The following is a 20,663-nucleotide window of genomic DNA, read 5'->3' as shown; positions in this document are numbered from 1 at the left end:
TCCTCGAGTGTCCATCGTGCCCAGACTTTTTCGCCTTTTTGTCGCTTTTACCTTCAGCCTGTCCGTGATCGGCTCGGCCCAGGCCGAAGTGCGGGTGCTGACCAGCATCAAGCCGCTGCAATTGATTGCCGCCGCCGTGGAGGATGGGGTGGCGGTTCCCGAGGTGCTGCTGCCGCCCGGAGCTTCCCCGCACAACTACGCGCTGCGCCCTTCGGACGTGCGCAAGGTGCAGAGCGTGGACCTGCTGTACTGGATCGGCCCGGACATGGAAGGCTTCCTGCCGCGGGTGCTGAAGGGCCGTAGCCTGCCTTCGGTGGCGGTACAGGAGCTGCCGGGTATGAAGCTCCGGCACTTCGCCGAAGATAGCCACTCCCACGCTGAAGATGCCGACGAACATGACCATGATCATCGCCCCGGCACCCTGGATGCGCACCTCTGGCTGTCGCCGGTCAATGCCCGGGTGATCGCCACCCGCATGGCCGCGGACTTGAGCGCCGCCGACCCGGCCAATGCCGCCCGCTACCAGAACAACCTGAAGGCGTTCAGCGAGCGTCTGGATGCCCTGGATGCCCGCTTGAAAACCCGCCTGGCGGGGATCGCCGGCAAGCCTTATTTCGTGTTCCACGAAGCTTTCGACTACTTCGAGGACGCCTACGGCCTCAAGCACGCCGGGGTGTTCAGCGTGGCAGCGGAAGTCCAGCCGGGGGCCCAGCACGTGGCCGCCATGCGCGCGCGCTTGCAGCAGGTGGGTAAGACCTGTGTGTTCAGCGAGCCGCCACTGCGCCCACGCCTGGCGGAAACCCTGGTGGCCGGCCTGCCGGTGAAGCTGGCGGAGCTGGATGCGTTGGGCGGTTACACGCCGGCGACCGCTCAAGGCTATGAGCAGGTGCTGGAGAAGTTGGGGAATGATCTGGCGGGCTGCCTGGAGCAGCTTTAAGCGGGGATTGTTGCGCGATGGCTTTCGCGGGCAAGCCCGCTCCTACAGGTTGAGCGCATCTCTGTAGGAGCGGGCTTGTCCGCGAAGCGTTTTACAGGGCGAACGGCAGCGCGATGCTGACCTGTTGCCGCTGCGCCAGGCGTTGCTGGAACTCCAGCGGATCGTGAATCAGCACGTCCTGCCCGGCGAAGCTCTCGGCGGCGATCAGCCGCGATAGCCAGAAGCGCACGCAGGCCACCCGCAGCAGGGTCGGCCAGAGTTCGGCCTCAGCCGCAGTGAACGGGCGCAGCGCCGCGTAGGCGCCCAGCAGGGCTCGGGCCCGTTGGCCGTCGAGTACGCCTTCATCGTCGGAGCACCAGTCATTCAGGGCGATCGCCACGTCGTAGAGCATGGGGCCCGAACAGGCGTTGTAGAAGTCGATCAGGCCGGTCAGGTGGGTGCCTTCGAACATGGCGTTGTCGCGAAACAGATCGGCGTGGATGTTGGCCCGGGGCAGGGCGAGGATCTTCACCTTCTGAGCGGCGATTTCATCCAGGGCCCGTTGCAGCAGGTCCTGGGCCGTGGGGGCCAGGTGCGACAGCAGTTGCCTGCCCTCTTCCTGCATCCAGTCCAGGCCGCGATCGGTCTTGCGCTGGATCATGTGGTCCTTGGTGGCCACGTGCAGGTGGCCGAGCAGCTCACCGACCTGGGCGCAGTGCTGGGCGTTGGCCTGCTTGATGTGCTTGCCCGCCAGCCGCGGTTGCAGCAGCGCCGGCTTGCCCGCCAGTTCGCGCAGGGCGACGCCGTCGGTGGTGCGCAGGGCATAGGGCACTGGCAGGTTGGCCTGGTGCAGCACGTCCAGCAGTTCAATGAAGAACGGCATTTCCTGGACCGGGCCACGTTCCACCAGGGTCAGGACGAACTCGCCCTGTTCCAGGCTGATGAAGAAGTTGGTGTTTTCGCTACCAGCGGCGATCCCCTGGAAATCAAGCAGGCGGCCGAGCCCATACGGGGCGAGAAAGGTTTCCAGCTCGGGCCGAGCCAGGGGGGTGAACACAGACATGGTTAAAAACTGCCAGTACGGGCGCTGCTATCCAGCCAGCGCCATAGAGTTGAAGTCGGAGTGGTTTACCACTCAAAGATTTTCCACGAAGGGATCAGCATATCCGGCTGATCCGAACGGATGAAGTTGCCGTCCGAGCCATCGGCACGCACCAGGAAGTAGGGTTTGCCGCCCTTTGGCGTGATCTTGATGGCATACAGGAAGCCATTTTGCCGGTATTCCTGGATGGTCTTGTCGCCTTCCGTGCGAATGGTTACTTCCGGGTCCGCTGATGGCGCATCTTCTGCGGCGATCGCGGCCAATGGAGCGATTGCAATCAAGCCGGTCAGCAGCAAGCGATTTAGTGTGCGCATGATAACCTTGTCCCTTTGTCGTCAACGGTCCCGCTATTCTAGCGCCGGACCCGCCGAAAAGGTTGATCCCGCTCATGAGCCAAGCCCCCCTCGTCCTGGTGGACGGTTCTTCATATCTGTACCGCGCGTTCCACGCGCTGCCACCGCTGACCACCTCCAAAGGCCTGCCCACCGGCGCGGTCAAGGGCGTGTTGAACATGCTCAAGAGCCTGCGCAAGCAATACCCGGACAGCCCGTTCGCCGTGGTCTTCGATGCCAAGGGCGGGACCTTCCGCGATGACATGTACGCCGAATACAAGGCCAACCGTCCGAGCATGCCCGACGACATGCGGGTGCAGATCGAGCCGTTGCACGCCAGTGTGATCGCCCTGGGTTTCCCCTTGTTGTGCGTGGAAGGGGTCGAGGCCGATGACGTGATCGGCACCCTGGCCCGCAGCAGCGCGGCGGCGGACCGCCCGGTGGTGATTTCCACTGGCGACAAGGACATGGCACAGCTGGTGGACGGGCACATTACCCTGGTCAACACCATGTCCGGTAGCAGCATGGATGTGGAAGGCGTGAAGGAGAAATTCGGCGTCGCTCCCGAGCAGATCATCGATTACCTGGCGCTGATGGGCGACTCTTCCGACAACATTCCCGGGGTGCCGGGCATTGGTCCGAAGACCGCTTCCGGCCTGCTGGTCGGGGTCAATGGCGGGTTGAAGGAGCTGTACGAACAGCTCGATATCGTACCGACCCTGCCGATCCGCGGGGCCAAGACCTTGCCGGCCAAGCTCGAAGAACACAAGGAAATGGCCTTCCTCTCCTATCAGTTGGCGACCATCAAGGTCGACGTGCCGCTGGATGTCGGGCTCGACGACCTGCACCTGGGCGAGCCGGACCGCGAGAAGTTGGTGGAGCTCTACAGCCTGCTGGAGTTCAAGAGCTGGCTCGACGAGTTGCAGCGCGATGCCAAGCGTGTCGAGCTCAGCGGCGCTGAGGCGACACCCGCCGCCGTGCCACCGCCGCAGGCTGTGGAGCAAGCTCCCCTGGAGCTGCAGTACGAAACCATCCTCGACCAGGAGCGTTTCGATGCCTGGCTGGAGAAGCTCAAGGGCGCCAAGCTGATTGCCTTCGATACCGAAACCACCGGGATCGATGCGCAGCAGGCGCAACTGGTGGGCCTGTCCTTCTCGATCAAGGCCGGCGAAGCGGCCTATGTTCCCCTGACCCACTCCTACATGGGCGCGCCGGCACAGCTGGATCGCGACAGCGTACTGCTGGCCCTCAAGCCCTTGCTGGAAGATCCCAAGCTGCTCAAGGTCGGCCAGCACGCCAAGTTCGACATGAACATCCTGGCCAACTGCGCCATCGGCGGCGACCAGGCCAATGGCATCACCATGCGCGGCGTGGCCTTCGACACCATGCTCGAATCCTACGTGCTCAACTCCACCGCCACCCGCCATGACATGGACAGCCTGGCGCAGAAGTACCTGGACCACAGCACGGTGAGTTTCCAGGACATCGCCGGCAAGGGGGCCAAGCAGTTGACCTTCGACCAGATTCCCCTTGAGCAGGCCGGCCCCTACGCCGCGGAAGATGCCGATGTGACCCTGCGCCTGCACCAGGTCCTGTTCGACAAGCTGTCCGCGATACCGAGCCTGGCCAGCGTGCTCACCGATATCGAAATGCCCTTGGTGCCGGTCCTGGCGCGCATCGAGCGCCAGGGAGCACTGGTGGACGACAAGCTCCTGGGAGTACAGAGCATCGAACTGGGGGACAAGATGGTCGCCCTGGAGCGCGAAGCCTTCGAGATCGCCGGCGAGGAGTTCAACCTGGGCTCGCCCAAGCAGCTGGGCAGCATCCTCTACGACAAGCTCGGCCTGCCGGTGCTGAAAAAGACCGCCAAGGGCCAGCCATCCACGGCTGAAGAGGTGCTGGCCAAGCTGGCGGAAGACGACTATCCGCTGCCGCGGGTGCTGATGCAGTACCGTTCCATGAGCAAGCTGAAAAGCACCTATACCGACCGCCTGCCGGAGCAGATCAACCCGCGTACCGGGCGCATCCATACCTCCTATCATCAGGCGGTAGCGTCCACCGGTCGGCTGTCCTCCAGCGATCCGAACCTGCAGAACATTCCGGTACGTACCGCTGAAGGCCGGCGCATTCGCCAGGCCTTCATCGCGCCGCCAGGCTACAAGCTGCTGGCAGCGGACTATTCGCAGATCGAATTGCGGATCATGGCGCACCTGTCCCGCGATGAAGGTTTGCTCAATGCCTTCCGCAATAACCTGGACGTGCACACCGCCACGGCGGCCGAAGTGTTCAAGGTAGAGCTCAAGGACGTCACTTCCGATCAGCGCCGCAGCGCCAAGGCCATCAACTTCGGTCTGATCTACGGTATGGGCGCGCAGAAGCTGGGCAAGGACATCGGTGTCGATACCAAGCAGGCCAAGGCCTATATCGACACCTACTTCGCGCGCTACCCGGGGGTTCGCGAGTACATGGACCGCACCCGTGCCCAGGCCGCGGACCAGGGGTATGTCGAGACCATCTTCGGTCGCCGTCTGTACCTGCCGGAGATCAACTCCAACAAGCCACAGGAACGCGCTGGCGCCGAACGCACCGCGATCAACGCGCCGATGCAGGGCACCGCGGCAGACATCATCAAGAAAGCCATGGTGGCTGTGGACAACTGGTTGGAGTCCTCGGGGCTGGATGCCCGGGTGATTCTCCAGGTGCACGACGAACTGGTGCTGGAAGTGCGCGAGGACCTGGTGGACCAGGTTCGTGAGGACATTCGCGGGCACATGAGCGGTGCCGCGACCCTGGATGTGCCTCTATTGGTGGAAGTCGGGGTGGGAAATAACTGGGATGAGGCCCACTAAAGGCACTTTTCAGGTTTTTTTGCCGCGGCATAGTGTCGCGGCAAAAACTAGCGAAGGGCTATTAGCACCGAAAATTTCATCGATTATTGCCAATAGTTTTTGCAACCGGCCGGAACTAAATTGGTGAACGCCCACTCAGAGTTACTGAATGGCTGGTGAAGCCCTTCGATGCTCCTATGTTGTGTTAAGTGTTGGCAGATATCTGGACCCCGCCCTAGCGGTCTAGAACTTGAACCCCGAACTTCCCCCTCCCCATACGAAGTCCGGGGTTTTTTTTGCCTGAAAACCGCCCGGGAAATGATCATGCTGCGTTAAAAGCCCGGCGCGAAATGCTCATTTACAGCCAGTAAACTCCGCTTTCGCACCGCGCTTTTGCCTTGCCTGATCATCCCCCAGGCAATTTTCCCTACGTCTCTCAGGCCTCGGCTTCGGCGCCTTTGTCGGCCAGTTCCATCCAGCCCGCCAGCACGGTATAGGCCTCTTCCAGGCCCATGCGCTTGGGGGCCGAGAACAGTTGGATGGTGACGGCTTCGCCCCAGCCCTTGCGGATCTGCGACTGCACCTTGAGCAGGGTGTTCTTGGCCGCGCCGTAGGTCAGTTTGTCGGCCTTGGTCAGCAGGATGTGCATCGGCATGCCGCTGGCGACCGCCCAGTCCAGCATCAGCAGGTCGAAGTCGGTCATCGGATGACGGATATCCATCATCAGGATCAGGCCCTTAAGGCTCTCGCGGCTGCCCAGGTAGGCTTCCAGGTGACGCTGCCAGTGCTGCTTGAGCGGGATGGGCACTTTGGCGTAACCGTAGCCCGGCAGGTCGACCAGACGGCGATCGTCGTCTAGCTTGAAGAAGTTCAACAACTGCGTGCGCCCCGGGGTTTTCGAGGTGCGTGCCAGGCTGGCGTGGGTCAGGGTGTTCAGGGCGCTGGATTTGCCGGCGTTGGAACGCCCGGCAAAGGCCACTTCAAAGCCTTCATCGTCAGGGCATTGGTCGACTTTGGCGGCGCTGAGCATGAACGTAGCCTGTTGGCACAGACCGAGGATGGGGTTCTTGAGTTGCATGGGATTTCCGATTGGGGCGATGCCGAGAGTGGACGCGGCGAGCGGTGTCGTTTCCGTTTCAGTAGCGCCAGTATATAATGCCGCAGATTTTGTGTGCGCTTTGTCCCAGCGTAGGATGAAGTTCACGAGAGCGATAAACCTTGAATGCGCATTAGAACGCAGCACGCTCTCAACCCTGAAAAGGTCGTTTTATGACGAAATGGCTGCTAGCTGCCGGTGTCTTGATGCCGTTTTACGGCGCTCAGGCTACACAGGATCCGGAAGCTGTGTACAACCGTGTTTGTGGGGCTTGTCATTCCGGCCAACTACCCACGGCGCCCCGCAAGGGCGACCAGGAAGCTTGGGCGCCGAGGTTGGCGCAAGGTATGGAGACGCTGGTGCAACACGTGACCCAGGGTTTCAAGGCGATGCCGCCGCGTGGTTTGTGCATGGACTGCAGTGCCGAGGATTACCGAGTCATCATCCATTGGATGAGCGAGTGATCCCGGTCCATAACTCTTAACCCTTAGCCGTAGTTGGATTAGCTGATGAACAAATTACTCGTGAGTCTGCTGTTGACCTTGGGCATCACAGGTGTTGCCCATGCCGCAGGCGACGCTGCTGCCGGTCAGGCGAAAGCCGCAGTCTGTGGTGCTTGCCACGGCCCTGATGGGAACAGCATGGCGCCAAACTTTCCCAAGCTGGCGGGTCAGGGGGAAAAGTACCTGAACAAGCAGTTGCACGATATCAAGTCCGGCAAGCGCCAGGTGCTGGAGATGACAGGCCTGTTGACCAACCTGAGCGATCAGGACCTGGCTGACATCGCCGCCTACTTCGCCAGCCAGAAAGGCAGCGTCGGCGCAGCAGATCCTAAAGTCGTGGCCCGTGGTGAGGAACTGTTCCGTGGCGGCAAACTGGACCAGGGCATGCCTGCCTGCACCGGTTGCCACTCGCCAAACGGTGCGGGTAACGCAGCAGCCGGCTTCCCGCATCTGGGTGGCCAGCACGCACAGTACGTGGCCAAGCAGCTGACCGACTTCCGCGAAGGCAACCGTACCAACGACGGCGATACCCTGGTGATGCGCAGCATCGCTGGCAAGCTGAGCAACAAAGACATCGAAGCGGTGTCCAGCTATATTCAGGGCCTGCACTGAGGCTGGCTCGATCAGCGTTGCCCGAGGTGCTCAGCCACGGCAACGTTAATGATCGATTAATCTGACGGTGCAAGCATAAAGGGTGGCTCAGGCCGCCCTTTTTTATGGCGTCTGCCGCTACACTAGCGAACTCAAGCCCGCCAAGACCTGGCCGAATTCAGGTCGAGCGAGGCGCCAAAATTGTCCAGGAGTAAAGCATGCGTAATCTGATTCTCAGCGCCGCACTCGTCACCGCCAGCCTGTTTGGCGTGACCGCTCAAGCGGCCGAACCGCTTGAAGCCGGTAAACAATATGTCGAGTTGAGCAGCGCCGTTCCGGTTGCCGTGCCAGGCAAGATCGAAGTGGTCGAGCTGTTCTGGTATGGCTGCCCGCACTGCTACGCTTTCGAACCGACCATCAATCCGTGGGCTGAAAAACTCCCGGCCGACGTCAACTTCGTCCGTATCCCGGCCATGTTCGGCGGTATCTGGAACGTCCATGGCCAACTGTTCATCACCCTTGAAGCCATGGGTGTCGAGCACAAGGTGCACAAGGCCGTATTCGAAGCCATCCATGGCGGCAAGAAACTCGCCACTCCTGAAGAGATGGCCGAGTTCCTGGCTGGCGAAGGCGTCGACAAGGACAAGTTCCTGAGCACCTACAATTCCTTCGCCGTCAAAGGCAAGGTCGAAGACGCCAAGAAAAAGGCCCAGGCCTACCAGATCACCGGCGTACCGACCATGGTGGTCAACGGCAAGTATCGTTTCGACCTGGGCACCGCCGGTGGTCCTGAAGGTGCGCTGAGCGTGGCCGACCAGTTGATCGCCAAAGAGCGAGCAGCCAAGTAAGCGCCCGCCGCCATGCCGCGCTGGAGCTCGGAACGCATCGTTGGCCTGCATGATCCGCAGGTCAACGAGCACCATTTGGCGTCGTCCGGCCTGCCGGCAGACAGTCGCCTGCGCTTGCTCAGTTTCAATATCCAGGTCGGTATCAGCACCGAACGTTATCGCCATTACCTGACTCGTGGTTGGCAGCACCTGCTGCCCCATCATGGGCGTGCCGACAATCTGCAGAAAATCGGCAACCTGCTTGGCGATTTCGACCTGGTGGCCCTGCAGGAGGCCGACGGCGGCAGCCTGCGCTCCGGCTACGTCAATCAGGTGGAACACCTGGCCCAACTGGGCGCCTTCCCCTACTGGTACCAACAGCTCAATCGCAACCTGGGACGCCTGGCTCAGCACAGCAATGGCGTGCTCAGCCGCCTGCGCCCCTGGGCCATCGAAGACCACCCGCTGCCTGGACCCAAGGGGCGCGGCGCGATCCTCGTGCGTTTTGGCGAGGGCCCCGAGGCACTGGTGGTGGTGATGATGCATCTGGCGCTTGGCGCCCGCACCCGAACCCGGCAACTGGCGTATATCCGCGAGTTGATCGGGGGCTACAAGCATCAGGTGCTGATGGGGGACATGAACACCCACGCCAGCGACCTGCTGGAGCATTCCCCTCTAAGGGACCTCAGCCTCTTGGCGCCGCAACTGCAGGCGACCTTCCCCAGCTGGCGTCCGCAACGTTGCCTGGACCATATTCTGCTCAGCCCCAGCCTGACCCTGGAGCGCGTGGAGGTCCTGGCCCAACCCATATCCGATCACCTGCCGGTCGCGGTAGAGATTCGTCTGCCGGGTTCGCTCACGGCTGATGCATTGCCCGCGTTGAGTCCTGCCCCTCGCGGAACCGATGAATGAGCGACGACGCCAATCGCTGGAAAGAGAAATACCTTAAAAGTATCGAACAGCAGGAAAAGCTCGAACGCCGATGGGCGGCCCGTCTCGACTTGCTGCGTCGTGGCCTGGTGCGCAGCACCCTGGCGGCGGAGGGTACCGACCGCGCGGTCGACCAGTGCATGAAGGAAATGCGCGAGGTGGTACGCACCGACGACATGGACGCGGGGCTGGCAGCCCTGCTGCCGCGCCTGGAAAAAGCCGTACTGGACTCCGAGCAGCGGCGCGAAACCCGGGTCGAGCAGATGAGCAGCGCGCTGACGGCGCTGGTCAGCCAGTTGCAGTCCCTGCCCCTGCCCCGGGAGGTCAGCCGTCCGCTGAAAGCCTTTGCCAAGCAATTGGACGGCCGGGTCGGCCAGGCTCGGGAAATTCCCTTGCTGCTCGGCGAGCTGAGCAACTTGCAGGGCAAGGCCCTGAGCCAGCTGGAAACTCCGGCCGAACCCGGTCGCCCCAGCCTGTTGCAGCGCCTGTTCGGCAGCCGCGAGGCGAGCGAGACGCCGGCCCCGTCGGAGGAAGCCGTTGCGACGCATCCGCAACTGCCGGCAGCCTCGGCGGAGGCTCATCCACAAGCCGATGACGCCCCGGCACCTGAGGATGGCGCGCGCGAGCACTATCAGACGCCGACCCAGGCCTTGCCTGAGGCGGTTTCGGCGCCTGCCACGCCCGCCCCGGCACAGCCCGAAGCGCCGCTCGAACCGGAGCCGGTTGCCCAGCCGGTTGCCAGCGATGAGCCGGAGGTTGCTGCCCCGCCCGCTCCGGCCCCGGTGGTGGCGTTCGTGCCTCCGGTGCTGGTGCAGGAGACGCCCGCCGAGCCTGTTCCCGCTATCGAGGTCGAGCCTCAAGGAGCCATTTCGCCCGTCGCGGAGCCACAAGCGCCTGTCGATCCCGTGGAGGCCGCCGTTCCCGATTCGCCGCCAGCGCCTGTCACCGACGCCCCGCTCGCTCCCGTCGCGCTCAATCCCGACGAGTTGCTGCCCCTGCCGACGGTTTCCCCGGCGGTGCTGCTGGACAGCCTGCCCCTGCCGACAGTCATGGCCGAGGCCCTGGCCGCCATTGATCCGGAGCAGTCGGAGCACGATGTGCTCTACGCTCTGCCGGATTCGCCCGAGCCCTCCTACAGCTCGGTGGCCAAGCACATCGAGCACACCTTGCTGGGGCTGCTCGACGACCTGAGCCTGCCGGAGCGCCACCGGCCACAGGCCGAGGCCATGCGTGATCGTCTGCAGCATGGGTTGAACTGGTACGAATTGCTGCCGATCCTCGACGATCTGGCGGTGTTGATGCTGGCCATCACCGACTCCGGCCAGCATGAGTTCGAGACCTATCTCAAGCAGCTCAACGAGCGCCTGGAGGCCTTCCAGAGCAACCTGCAGGCGGCCAGCGACGGCCATGCCGACAGCAGTTCGGCGGCACGGGCCATGGACAACCAGATCCGTGAACAGGTCGACGGCCTGCAAAGCAGCGTGCAGGAGGCCGCCGACCTGGATGACCTCAAGCAAGTGCTGGAAAGCCACCTTGAAGGCCTGCTGGGCACCATGGACCACCACCAGAAGCAGCGCGACGAGCGTGAACGGGAAGTGGCCGCCCGCCTGCAAAGCCTGGCGGAGCGGGTTTCGAGCATGGAGCAGGAAGCCCAGGGCTACCGCGAGCACCTGGAAGAGCAACGGCAGAAGGCGCTGATCGATCCGCTCACCGGCCTGCCCAACCGTGCTGCCTGGAGCGAACGCCTGGAACATGAAGTCGGCCAATGGCAACAACATGGCAATAGCCTGCTGCTGGCCATGCTCGATCTCGATCATTTCAAGCGGATCAACGACAACTACGGTCACCTGGCCGGTGACAAGGTGTTGAAAATCATCGCCAACGTATTGCGCAAACGCCTGCGGGGCAGCGATTTCATCGCACGTTTCGGTGGCGAGGAGTTTGTTTTGCTGCTGCCCAACACCCCCTGGCCGGTGGGCGTGCGCATTGTGGAAGCCCTGCGCGCAGCAATCGAGGCGTGCCCGTTCCATTTCAAGGGCGAGCCGGTGACCATCACCGTGTCCGTCGGGCTGAGTGCGTTCAAGGCTGGTGATCGCAGCGATCTGGTGATCAAAAGAGCCGATCAGGCGTTGTACCGGGCCAAGGATGCCGGCCGCAACCGGGTGGAGGCTGGTTGAGGAGCCAGGGCTTTGCTGAATGAAAGCGCTGTTTTGCCCATGATCGCCAGGGCAGTACGTTACACTGTTGCATTATCGTCTTCAGCGTACTGCCTTTTGCCATGAAACTTCTTGCCCTTGCCTTCTCCCTGCTGGTCCTCGCCGGCTGCGCCAGCGGCCCGCGCATCGACACCAGCCACCCGTCGGTCAATTACGATCAGCGCGCCCAGTTCATCATCGTCCACTACACCTCGGCGTCGCTGGAGCGTTCCCTGGCCCTGTTGACCCACGGCCAGGTCAGCAGCCACTACCTGATCGGCGATGACAAGTCCGCCACCATCTACAAGCTGGTGGACGAGCAATACCGTGCCTGGCATGCCGGTGACAGCCAGTGGCAGGGCCGGACCTGGCTCAATTCCAGCTCCATCGGCATCGAGATCGTCAACCCGGGGTTCCGCGATGGCCCCAACGGGCGGCTCTGGTACCCCTATAGCGAAGCGCAGATCCAGAACCTGATCGTGCTGCTCAAGGACATCAGCAAGCGCAACAACATCTCGCCGCGCCACATCATTGGCCACAGCGATATCGCCCCCATGCGCAAGCTGGATCCGGGCCCGCTGTTTCCCTGGAAGCGCCTGGCCGAGGCCGGTCTGGGCCTGTGGCCCGATGCCCAGGCGGTGGCACGCCAGCAGGCGTTCTTTGCCGTGAGCCCGCCGAGCATCGCTTGGTACCAGCAGCAACTGGCCCAGCTGGGTTACGCCACGCCGCAGACCGGCGAGCTGGACAAGGCGACCCGTAACGTCCTGGCCGCGTTCCAGATGCACTACCGGCCAGGGCGTTTCGATGGCACGCCGGATGCGGAAAGCGCGGCCATCCTGATGGTGCTCAACCAGACAAAATAATGACGCCGCCGGACGGTGGGGGCCGATCGTCCAATCAGTTGCTATAACTCATTGGTAATCCTTCGGATCTCCCATGATGCCGGCCGCTCGCGAACCCTTGCGTACCTGGTTCCATCGCCCCTGGACGCTGGCGATGCTGGCGGCTGTGCTGAGTGCGGTGATTCTGCTGCTGGGCAGCGCCGGGCTGGCCATGCATCAGGTCCAGCAACGGGAAAGCGAGCAGATGAATGCCCAGGGGCGGCGTTTTCTGGAGCGGCTGGAGCAGTTGTTCGGGCAACTGCGCGAAGGTCTCGACGTGCTGGAGGCGCAGCCGCTGCGCGAGTGCAACGCCGATCTCATTGCAGCTCTGCAACAGGTCAGCTACAGCTATCGCTTCATTTATGAAGCGGCCTACAGGGACGCCACCCACACCTGTTCCAACTGGCCGCGGCAGAACCTTCTGCCGGCGGCCAGGCCGCCGGATATCCGCGGGCCGACCTACAGCTACTGGCTCAACACCTCGACCCAGCCCAACGAGAACCTTGCTGCCCTGATGCTGGGTCGCGGCAACTTTCGTGTGGCCACTTCCCGCGGGCACCTGACCGATGTGGTCGATCTGCCTGCCGGTGGCAGCCTGATGGTGGTGGTGGATCATGGTGCCCGGGCGATACCGGTGCTCGGCCCGGCCCGCGCCTGGCCTCCCGCGCAGCCCTGGCGAGCGAGCCGTGACGGGCCCTTGCAGGTCACGCCGGACCTGCTGATCTATCGCATGCCCACTCGCAACCCCGAGTACCAACTGGTGCTGATCACCCCCCGCGCCAGCCTGCAGGGCGAAGTGCTCGACGGTTGGTGGTGGTTGCTGCCCGCCAGCCTGGTGCTGGCACTGTTCATCGGTGGGCTGGTGTATCAGCTGGTCCGCCAGCGCCAGTCCTTGGGGGCGGAGCTGCAAGGAGCCCTGCGCCGCGGCGAGTTGCAGGTGCTGTACCAGCCGATCTTCGACCTCAGTAGCCGGCTCTGCGTGGGGGCCGAGGCCCTGCTGCGCTGGCGCCGCCCGGATGGCACCCTGACCAGCCCCGATCTGTTCATCCCGCTGGCGGAGAATACCGGGCAGATTCGCCAGATCACCGACTTCGTCCTGCAGCGCCTGCTGGAGCAACTGGGGCATGTGCTACGGGCCAATCCCCAGCTGTACATCTCAGTCAACCTGGCGGCCTGCGACGTGATGGTTCCGCGGATCGGCCTGGTCATGGCGCGGCTGCTGGCCACGCACCGGGTGGCGGCCCGGCAGATCGCCTTCGAAGTTACCGAGCGCGGGCTGATCGATGTGGTGGTGGCGCGCAACAACCTGCAGGCCCTGCGCGATGTCGGGCATCAGGTGCTGATCGATGACTTCGGCACCGGCTATTGCAGCCTGGCCTACCTGCAGAGCCTGCCGGTGGATTGCCTGAAGATCGACAAGGCGTTCATCGATGCCCTGGGGCACGACGCCGCCAGCAGCGGCGTGGCGCCGCACATCATTCGCATGGCCCACGCCTTGAAACTCAAGGTGATTGCCGAGGGCATCGAGTTCGAGGACCAGGCGCTGCTGCTCAGCAGCGAGGGCGTGAGCTTCGGCCAGGGCTGGCTGTTCGCCCATGCCCTGAGTGCCTTGCAGTTCACTGAGCTGATCACCCGTGGCCGACGGCTGGTGGCCAGGCGCCTGGATGATGAAGCATGAAGCCCTAGAGCGGCAGGGCCAGGTAGAACTGGGTGCCCTGCCCGGGCCTTGAGTACACGCCCATGCGCCCGCCATGCAGCTGGACGATCTCCTTGCACAGCGCCAGCCCGAGGCCGGCACCGCCCTTCTTGCGCCCTACCTGGACGAAAGGCTCGAAGATCCGCGCCTGCTGGCCATAGGCGATACCTTCGCCATTGTCTTCGACGCTGACGATCACCCGCTCGCCATGGCGCCGCGCCTGCAGGCGGATCTGGCCGTCGCTGGCGGTATGGCGCAAGGCGTTGTCGATCAGGTTGTCCAGCACTCGTTCCAGTTGTGCGCGATCGGCATGCAGGCGCGGCAGCGGCGCCTGGATCTCCAGTAGCAGGTCGACGCCTTGCCGCTGCGCCTGCTCGCTGAAGCGGTCGCGGGCCTGTTCCAGCAGTTCTTCCAGGAGGCAGGGAGCGAGGGTGAGCTTCTGCAGGCCGTTCTGGTAGCGCGAGAAGTTCAGCAGGTCGTTGATCAGTTGCATCAGACGCTGCATTTCCTCGTTGACCGTAGTCAGCAGGTCGGCTTCCCGGGATTCCTCGGGAAAGCGCAGGCGTTCCTGGAGCAGCCCGAAGGCCATGTGCATGCCGGTGACCGGGGTACGCAGTTCGTGGGAAGCGCGCAACACGAACTCACTGCGAACCCGCTCGAATGCCCGCTGCTCGGTGACATCGTGGAGCACCATCACCGCGCCAAGAATATGCCCTTGGGTGTGGCTGACCGGAGTGAGGCTGTAGGTCAGCAGGCGCGACTCGCCGTCGACCTCGATGTCCAGGTCATCCGGGGCCCGTTCCAGGTTGCCGCCGCGTAAAACCAACTGTAACTGCTCATCCAGTTCCGGGCGTTGCAGGGCGCTGCCCAGGCCTTGGCCGAGGCGCTCCTGGTCCCAGCCCAGCTGGCGCTGGGCCACCGGGTTGAGGTGTTCCAGGCGGCCCTGGCGGTCAATCATCAGCAGGCCGTCGTCAATGCTGTCGAGCACCGCCTGCAAGCGCTGCTGGCCGGCCAGCAATTCATCTATGTTGGTGGCCTGATGCTGACGCAAGGCCTCGGCCATGATGCCGAAGCGACGGGTCAGCAGGTTCATTTCCGCCGCCGCCGAGATGGGCAGGGTAACGTCGAAGTTGCCTTGGCCGATCTTGTCCGCGGCCTTGGCCAGGGCTTCGATCGGCCCGCCGAAGCGCCGGGCGATGGCATGGGCGGTGACGAAACCGATGATCAGCACTGCCAGGGCCACCAGGCCCAACAGGCCGGCCACCAGCAACGCGCGGTTGCGGGCCTGGTGCTCGACCTGGCTGATGTTGTCCAGGGCGCGCTTGTGTTCGCTGATCAGCCCACCGCGCAAGGCGTTGAAGCGCTCGGTCAGCTCGTTGTTGCCATTGAGTCCGGCCTCGGTGCTATTGCGCTCGAAGGCCTGGTAGAAGCTCAGATAGTCGCTGCGGGCCTGCTGGAAACCACTTTGTACCTGGCCTTGCTGATCATGGGCGATGCCTTGGTCGAGCAAGTCCAGGTAATGCTCGCGGGAGGCTGCCAGGGCTTCACGATCGGGCTTGTTGCTGAGCATGATGATCAGCTGGTCGCCCAGGGTCTGGCGCAGCTTGAGGCCCAGGTCCAGGGTGATGAAGTTGTTGCGGATCAGCGATTCCTGGGTGCTGGCCATCTGCATCACGCTGACCAGCCCGAGCACCAGGCCCAGCAGGGCCACGGTGATCAGGGCGGAGATGCTCAGAAACAGCCGGGTACGCAGTTTCATCGCTAACTTCATAGGGTGTTGCTCACAGGTTGTACTGTTTGCGTTTGCGGTACAGCGTCGACGCGTCGATACCCAGGGTCTTGGCGGCTTGATCCAGGGTGTCGCTGGTGGCCAGGACCGCACCGATGTGGGCCTTTTCCAGCTCGTCCAGGCTCAAGGCGGCGCCGATCCGCGGGGCATTGTTGGTGGGTTGTTCGGCCATGCCCAAGTGGCTGATTTCCACCCGTTCCTGCGGGCAGATGATGCTCGCGCGCTCCACCACGTTACGCAGTTCGCGGATGTTGCCCGGCCAGCGGTAGTTGAGCAGCGCTTCCCGGGCTTCGTCGCTGAACCCCCGGGCCGGGCGCGAATACTCTTTGACGAAGCGGGCGAGGAAGCGGTCGGCCAGGGTCAGGATATCTTCGCTGCGCTCGCGAAGGGGCGGCAGGTGCAGGGTGATGACGTTCAGCCGGTACAGCAAGTCTTCGCGGAAACGTCCGTCGCGCACCATGTCCTCAAGGTTCAGGTTGGTGGCGGCGAGGATGCGCACATCGGCGCGGCGGGTTACCGGGTCGCCGACGCGCTCGTATTCCTTGTCCTGGATAAAACGCAGCAGCTTGGGTTGCAGGGTCAAGGGGAAGTCGCCGATCTCGTCGAGGAACAGGGTGCCGCCATCGGCCTGGTTGACCCGGCCCAGGGTGCTCTCGCTGGCCCCGGTAAAGGCGCCGCGGCTGTGGCCGAAGAGTTCGCTCTCCATCAGTTCGGCCGTCAACGAGGGGCAGTTGATGGTCACGCAGGATTTTTTGGCGCGTTTGCTCCAGCCGTGAATGGCCCGGGCCAGCTCACCCTTGCCGGTGCCGGACTCGCCGAGGATCAGGATGTTGGCGTCGGTGCTGGCCACCTGACGCGCGGTTTCCAGCACCACCTTCATCGCCGGGCTGTGGGAGTCCAGCCCGTCCTTGGGTTTGCGCACCTCACCTTCGAGGGCTTCCAGGCGCGCCGAGAGCTGGCGCACTTCCAGTTGCTTGGCGGTGGCCAGGCGCAACTGATCGGGGCTGCAGGGCTTGACCAGATAGTCCGCGGCGCCGGCCTGGATCGCATCTACTGCGGTGTCCACGGCGGAGTGAGCGGTGACGATCACCACCCGCATCCAGGGTGCCTGGGTACGCATTTGTGCCAGTACGTCGAGGCCGTTGTCTTCGCCCAGGCGCAGGTCGAGGAAGCACAGGTCGAATACCTGGCGTTGCAGCAGAGCATCGGCCTGCGCCGCGCTGTTGGCGGTGGCCACGGTGTAGCCCTCGTCTTCCAGGCAGTAGCGGAAGGTGCGAAGGATTGCGGATTCGTCATCCACCAGAAGGATGCGGCCTTGATTCTCCGGCGCTGACTCCATTTCCCGAGGCTCCTTAATGAATGATCTTTATTTAGTCCCGGAAAAATCGGGCAAGTTGCAAGGTTGATTCTGATCCATTCCAGCGCCGGTAGGTTAGATATCTCCGGCTGAAACGGCTAACAGGCTGAAATTACGCATGTTTTACCCAGAGTAGCCGCTGGGTGGGTCTGTATCAGGCTATTGGCCATTCACCAAAGTTCCCCCTGTGATCAAAAAACGCTCACTGTTTTCCCGGGGCATCGTGCATTTCGCACGGCCGGCATGGGGGTATCGTGCAGTATGCGTGTGGAAGGTCTTCGCTGAATTGTTATAAGCCATTGATTTTATTGGATTTAATATCATCTAAAAAGCTGGCATGCAGCCTGCAATATCCCTCTCATCGAGAAGCGCCGGCCGTGGCTTCCATAACAACATCACCACCAGTGTGGGAGGAGTTTCAGGATGAATCGCCAACGTCTTGCCCAATTGCGTATCGCGCCACTGCATCTCCAGCAAGGTCTTTTCGCCGTTTTGGCGTTGCTGGTCACCCTGATCGCGGGGCAACAGTTCCAGCGCTGGCAGGACAGCCAGGCACCCGAGCCGCGCGTGCCGGTTCATCACTTCACCCAGACCCATTTCAGTTCGGTGAGCAGCCAGCTCAACGAGCAGGCCCCCATGCAACTGATGGCCGTCGACCAGGCACAGCCGGTCGTGGACGCGCCACGTCAGGAACGCTGGGTGTTCTAGCACCAAGGCCTGGCCCGCAATCGGCGGCGCCGGGCTGGCTCCATAGGCAGCACCACTAATAGAAGAGTAAGGAGAATCATCATGCTGAGCTGGGCAATCACATTCCTGATCATTGCCATTGTCGCTGCGGTCCTGGGCTTCGGTGGTATCGCGGGCACCGCCACGGGTATCGCCAAGATTCTCTTTGTGGTGTTCCTGGTGATGTTCATCGCTTCGTTCTTCTTTGGCCGTCGAGGCCGGGGCTGACCATGAGGCTCTCGTTGAAGACATTGACTGCCACGCTGCTGCTGGGCGCCAGCGCCCTGGCGTCGGCAGCCAATGATGGCCAGGCACGCGCCAATCAGTTGCTGGGGTCGGACCCGCAGTTTCGTGAAACCTGGCAGAGGGTCGTGCACAAGGAGGAGCGCTTGCCCGAGTGGGTGATGAACCTCTCGGGTGATGCGCCGCAACAGATGAATGCCATGACCGAAGACGGCGACCAATACCTGGTGGGCCCTCTGTGTGAAACCGCCCAGAGTTGCCAGAACCAGCGCTTGATCGTGGCCTTCAGTTTCGACAAGAAGCATGCCTACGCGATGCTGGTGGACGTGCCAGCGGGGTTGCCCGCAGACAAGTCACCGACCCGCCACGCCAATTATCGGTTCCTCGGCAAGCCCGATGACGGCATGCAGGCGCTGCTCCAGGAGCAGTTGCGCAAGGACCCGAACTGGTACTGAAGTACAAATTGCCGATATTGCATAACAGATAGACGAAAGGGCCGCCCTGGCGCTTTCGGCTGTTGCACCACCCGAGGAGGGCGAGTGCATGACCAAGGGGCCGGGATGTTCTGATCCACTGGCGATCGGAGTGACCTAGGGGTACAGGGAGTGCCTCCGCAAGGGCCGGGTCAGGAAAGAGCGGCGGCGCAAGCTCCCAGGTCGGCCACCGACCTGATGAGCTTGCGGCGTGCTTGAATGGCAAAGTCCTGTGCTAGAGCCGCCCGTCTGACAATTACCGTGCTCGCGCGGGAAAAAATCTTCCTTTGACTCCGATCAAACGTTTCGTGGTGTTTCTCTGCGACCGTATATCGAGAAACTTTGTGCACATTGCGCAGCGTTTCCAGGCGCCCGAATCAGAGCAATCCTAAACTTTTTTAGCCTTTTTCCTGACCCCTCCGACAAGCCTGCACGCCGCCTGAAATGGCCGTTTCACGGCATTTTTGCCTGCCGAAATGTCGTATTCGAACCGGTTGGGACGCTCGTTTTGTTTGGAAAAACTCATGCCGATTCGGCATAGGGTAGGCGTTTACGGCATTAGACGCGCCTCCCTAGCATCGGAATAGTTGCGCCTTTTTTCGCCCGCAGAGAGCCGTAAATGCTCGTTCGGGATGACCTTATACGGGGGCCGATGCACAAACTTTTCCGCCATTGAGCGTTCCAGTTCGCGCATCAGCCCGAGTCCAACTGAAGTAAGGGTAATGATATGAAGAAGGCAAAATTAAGCCTCGCCTGGCAGATCCTCATTGGTCTGGTCCTGGGGATTGCGATTGGCGCGCTGCTCAATCATTTCAGTGCTGAAAAGGCCTGGTGGATCAGCAACGTCCTGCAGCCTGCGGGCGATATCTTTATCCGCTTGATCAAGATGATCGTGATCCCGATCGTCATTTCCTCGCTGATCGTCGGCATCGCCGGTGTCGGTGACGCGAAAAAGCTGGGGCGCATCGGCCTCAAGACCATCATCTACTTCGAAATCGTGACCACCATCGCCATCGTCGTCGGCCTGCTGCTGGCCAACCTGTTCCATCCGGGCGCAGGCATCGACATGAGCACCCTGGGCACCGTGGACATCTCCAAGTACCAGGCCACCGCGGCCGAGGTGCAGCATGAACACGCGTTCATCGAGACCATCCTCAACCTGATTCCATCGAACATCTTCGCGGCCATGGCCCGCGGCGAGATGCTGCCGATCATCTTCTTCTCGGTGCTGTTCGGCCTGGGCCTGTCGAGCCTGCAGTCCGACTTGCGCGAACCGCTGGTGAAGATGTTCCAGGGCGTTTCGGAAAGCATGTTCAAAGTCACCCACATGATCATGAACTACGCCCCTATCGGCGTATTTGCGCTGATCGCGGTGACTGTCGCCAACTTCGGTTTCGCCTCCCTGCTGCCGCTGGCCAAGCTGGTGATCCTGGTGTACGTGGCCATCGCTTTCTTCGCCTTCGTGATCCTCGGCCTGATTGCCCGCCTGTTCGGCTTCTCGGTGATCAAGCTGATGCGCATCTTCAAGGATGAGCTGGTCCTGGCCTACTCCACCGCCAGTTCGGAAACCGTGCTGCCGCGGGTCATCGAGAAGATGGAAGCCTACGGCGCACCGAAAGCCATCTGCAGCTTCGTGGTGCCGACCGGCTACTCGTTCAACCTCGACGGTTCGACCCTGTACCAGAGCATCGCGGCGATCTTCATCGCCCAGCTGTACGGCATCGACCTGTCCATCAGCCAGCAACTGCTGCTGGTGCTGACCCTGATGGTCACCTCCAAAGGCATCGCCGGGGTTCCGGGCGTGTCCTTCGTGGTCCTGCTGGCCACCCTGGGCAGCGTCGGCATTCCTCTGGAAGGCCTGGCCTTCATCGCCGGTGTCGACCGTGTGATGGACATGGCGCGTACCGCCTTGAACGTGATTGGCAACGCCCTGGCGGTGCTGGTCATCTCCCGCTGGGAAGGCATGTACGACGACGCCAAGGGCCAGCGCTACTGGAACTCCCTGCCGCACTGGCGCAGCAAGGAAAAACTGCCAGCAGGCGAAGCGTCCAAAGGCTAAGCGCCTAGCGTGTAGGCGCTGGCTCGCCAGCGAAGAGGCCCCAAGCCCTTCACCTGCCTGAAGACTGTCTTCGACGGCAATCCAGCCCCTACAGATGACAGACCCCGGTTGATCCGGGG

18 protein-coding genes are annotated in these 20,663 nt (G+C 62.5%); 13 read left to right on the top strand and 5 right to left on the bottom strand.

Translation table 11 applies throughout. From position 1 onward, the window contains the following. The first annotated feature begins 16 nt into the window (after positions 1-16). Positions 17-937 (top strand): zinc ABC transporter substrate-binding protein, encoded by a 921-nt coding sequence (locus tag KCG88_RS16480; RefSeq protein ID WP_210712739.1) that lies wholly within the window; start codon positions 17-19, stop codon positions 935-937. Between the two features lie 91 nt (positions 938-1,028). Here the strand turns inward: KCG88_RS16480 and KCG88_RS16475 are convergent, their stop codons facing one another. Together KCG88_RS16475 and KCG88_RS16470 are read right to left on the bottom strand one after the other, a co-directional pair. Beyond that, positions 1,029-1,979: a homoserine kinase gene (locus tag KCG88_RS16475; RefSeq protein WP_210712738.1), complete on the bottom strand. Its 951-nt coding sequence runs from the start codon at positions 1,977-1,979 to the stop codon at positions 1,029-1,031. Between the two features lie 65 nt (positions 1,980-2,044). Next, positions 2,045-2,332 carry a DUF2782 domain-containing protein gene (locus tag KCG88_RS16470; protein ID WP_011058469.1) on the bottom strand — a complete coding sequence of 96 codons (288 nt, stop codon included), beginning with the start codon at positions 2,330-2,332 and terminating at the stop codon, positions 2,045-2,047. 74 nt (positions 2,333-2,406) lie between these two features. Here KCG88_RS16470 and polA point away from each other — a divergent pair, with 74 nt between their 5' ends. Then, positions 2,407-5,199, top strand: a complete 2,793-nt coding sequence (polA, locus tag KCG88_RS16465) for a DNA polymerase I (RefSeq protein ID WP_047290217.1) — start codon at positions 2,407-2,409, stop codon at positions 5,197-5,199. 415 nt (positions 5,200-5,614) lie between these two features. Here the strand turns inward: polA and yihA are convergent, their stop codons facing one another. Beyond that, positions 5,615-6,256, bottom strand: coding sequence for a ribosome biogenesis GTP-binding protein YihA/YsxC (gene yihA, locus KCG88_RS16460; RefSeq protein WP_011058471.1), 642 nt, complete (start codon positions 6,254-6,256; stop codon positions 5,615-5,617). A 191-nt stretch (positions 6,257-6,447) separates the two neighbouring features. Here yihA and KCG88_RS16455 point away from each other — a divergent pair, with 191 nt between their 5' ends. The 7 genes from KCG88_RS16455 to KCG88_RS16425 all read left to right on the top strand — a co-directional run bounded on the left by KCG88_RS16455 (position 6,448) and on the right by KCG88_RS16425 (position 13,879). Continuing rightward, a complete protein-coding gene (locus KCG88_RS16455) occupies positions 6,448-6,738 on the top strand; it encodes a c-type cytochrome (RefSeq protein WP_015633654.1) in 291 nt (96 codons plus the stop codon). A 45-nt stretch (positions 6,739-6,783) separates the two neighbouring features. Continuing rightward, positions 6,784-7,389: a c-type cytochrome gene (locus tag KCG88_RS16450; protein ID WP_011058472.1), complete on the top strand. Its 606-nt coding sequence runs from the start codon at positions 6,784-6,786 to the stop codon at positions 7,387-7,389. 197 nt (positions 7,390-7,586) lie between these two features. Then, a complete protein-coding gene (locus KCG88_RS16445) occupies positions 7,587-8,216 on the top strand; it encodes a thiol:disulfide interchange protein DsbA/DsbL (protein WP_047290219.1) in 630 nt (209 codons plus the stop codon). A gap of 12 nt (positions 8,217-8,228) precedes the next feature. Then, on the top strand, positions 8,229-9,107 hold the full coding sequence (locus KCG88_RS16440) for an endonuclease/exonuclease/phosphatase family protein (protein WP_011058474.1): 879 nt from the start codon (positions 8,229-8,231) through the stop codon (positions 9,105-9,107). Further along, complete coding sequence (locus KCG88_RS16435; protein WP_210712737.1) at positions 9,104-11,302, top strand: diguanylate cyclase; 2,199 nt, start codon at positions 9,104-9,106, stop codon at positions 11,300-11,302. The genes KCG88_RS16440 and KCG88_RS16435 overlap by 4 nt, the downstream gene beginning before the upstream one ends. 101 nt (positions 11,303-11,403) lie before the next feature. Then, positions 11,404-12,183, top strand: a complete 780-nt coding sequence (locus tag KCG88_RS16430) for an N-acetylmuramoyl-L-alanine amidase (RefSeq protein WP_047290221.1) — start codon at positions 11,404-11,406, stop codon at positions 12,181-12,183. Positions 12,184-12,256: 73 nt separating this feature from the next. After that, complete coding sequence (locus KCG88_RS16425) at positions 12,257-13,879, top strand: EAL domain-containing protein (protein WP_047290222.1); 1,623 nt, start codon at positions 12,257-12,259, stop codon at positions 13,877-13,879. A gap of 4 nt (positions 13,880-13,883) precedes the next feature. Here the strand turns inward: KCG88_RS16425 and KCG88_RS16420 are convergent, their stop codons facing one another. Next, the gene (locus tag KCG88_RS16420) at positions 13,884-15,668 is read right to left on the bottom strand and encodes a KinB sensor domain-containing domain (protein WP_047290223.1); all 1,785 of its coding nucleotides are present in this window, start codon (positions 15,666-15,668) and stop codon (positions 13,884-13,886) included. A gap of 10 nt (positions 15,669-15,678) precedes the next feature. Beyond that, positions 15,679-17,025, bottom strand: a complete 1,347-nt coding sequence (gene algB / locus KCG88_RS16415) for a sigma-54-dependent response regulator transcription factor AlgB (protein ID WP_047290224.1) — start codon at positions 17,023-17,025, stop codon at positions 15,679-15,681. Positions 17,026-17,466: 441 nt separating this feature from the next. Between algB and KCG88_RS16410 the strand changes: the two genes are divergently transcribed. The 4 genes from KCG88_RS16410 (at position 17,467) to gltP (ending at position 20,544) form a co-directional block, all read left to right on the top strand. After that, positions 17,467-17,751 carry a hypothetical protein gene (locus KCG88_RS16410; protein ID WP_047290225.1) on the top strand — a complete coding sequence of 95 codons (285 nt, stop codon included), beginning with the start codon at positions 17,467-17,469 and terminating at the stop codon, positions 17,749-17,751. An 81-nt stretch (positions 17,752-17,832) separates the two neighbouring features. Then, entirely contained in the window at positions 17,833-17,997 is a 165-nt protein-coding gene (locus KCG88_RS16405) for a DUF1328 domain-containing protein (RefSeq protein WP_003170804.1), read from the top strand. Positions 17,998-17,999: 2 nt separating this feature from the next. After that, entirely contained in the window at positions 18,000-18,467 is a 468-nt protein-coding gene (locus tag KCG88_RS16400) for an inhibitor of vertebrate lysozyme family protein (RefSeq protein ID WP_047290226.1), read from the top strand. A gap of 745 nt (positions 18,468-19,212) precedes the next feature. Continuing rightward, positions 19,213-20,544, top strand: a complete 1,332-nt coding sequence (gene gltP / locus KCG88_RS16395; protein WP_011058482.1) for a glutamate/aspartate:proton symporter GltP — start codon at positions 19,213-19,215, stop codon at positions 20,542-20,544. The last annotated feature ends 119 nt before the right edge of the window (positions 20,545-20,663 follow it).

It is taken from the genome of Pseudomonas sp. MWU349 (assembly GCF_017947325.1).
GTDB classification, from domain to species: domain Bacteria; phylum Pseudomonadota; class Gammaproteobacteria; order Pseudomonadales; family Pseudomonadaceae; genus Aquipseudomonas; species Aquipseudomonas protegens.
The sequence above is the reverse complement of the archived record's forward strand: the minus strand, read 5'-3'. Positions and strand labels throughout refer to the sequence as shown.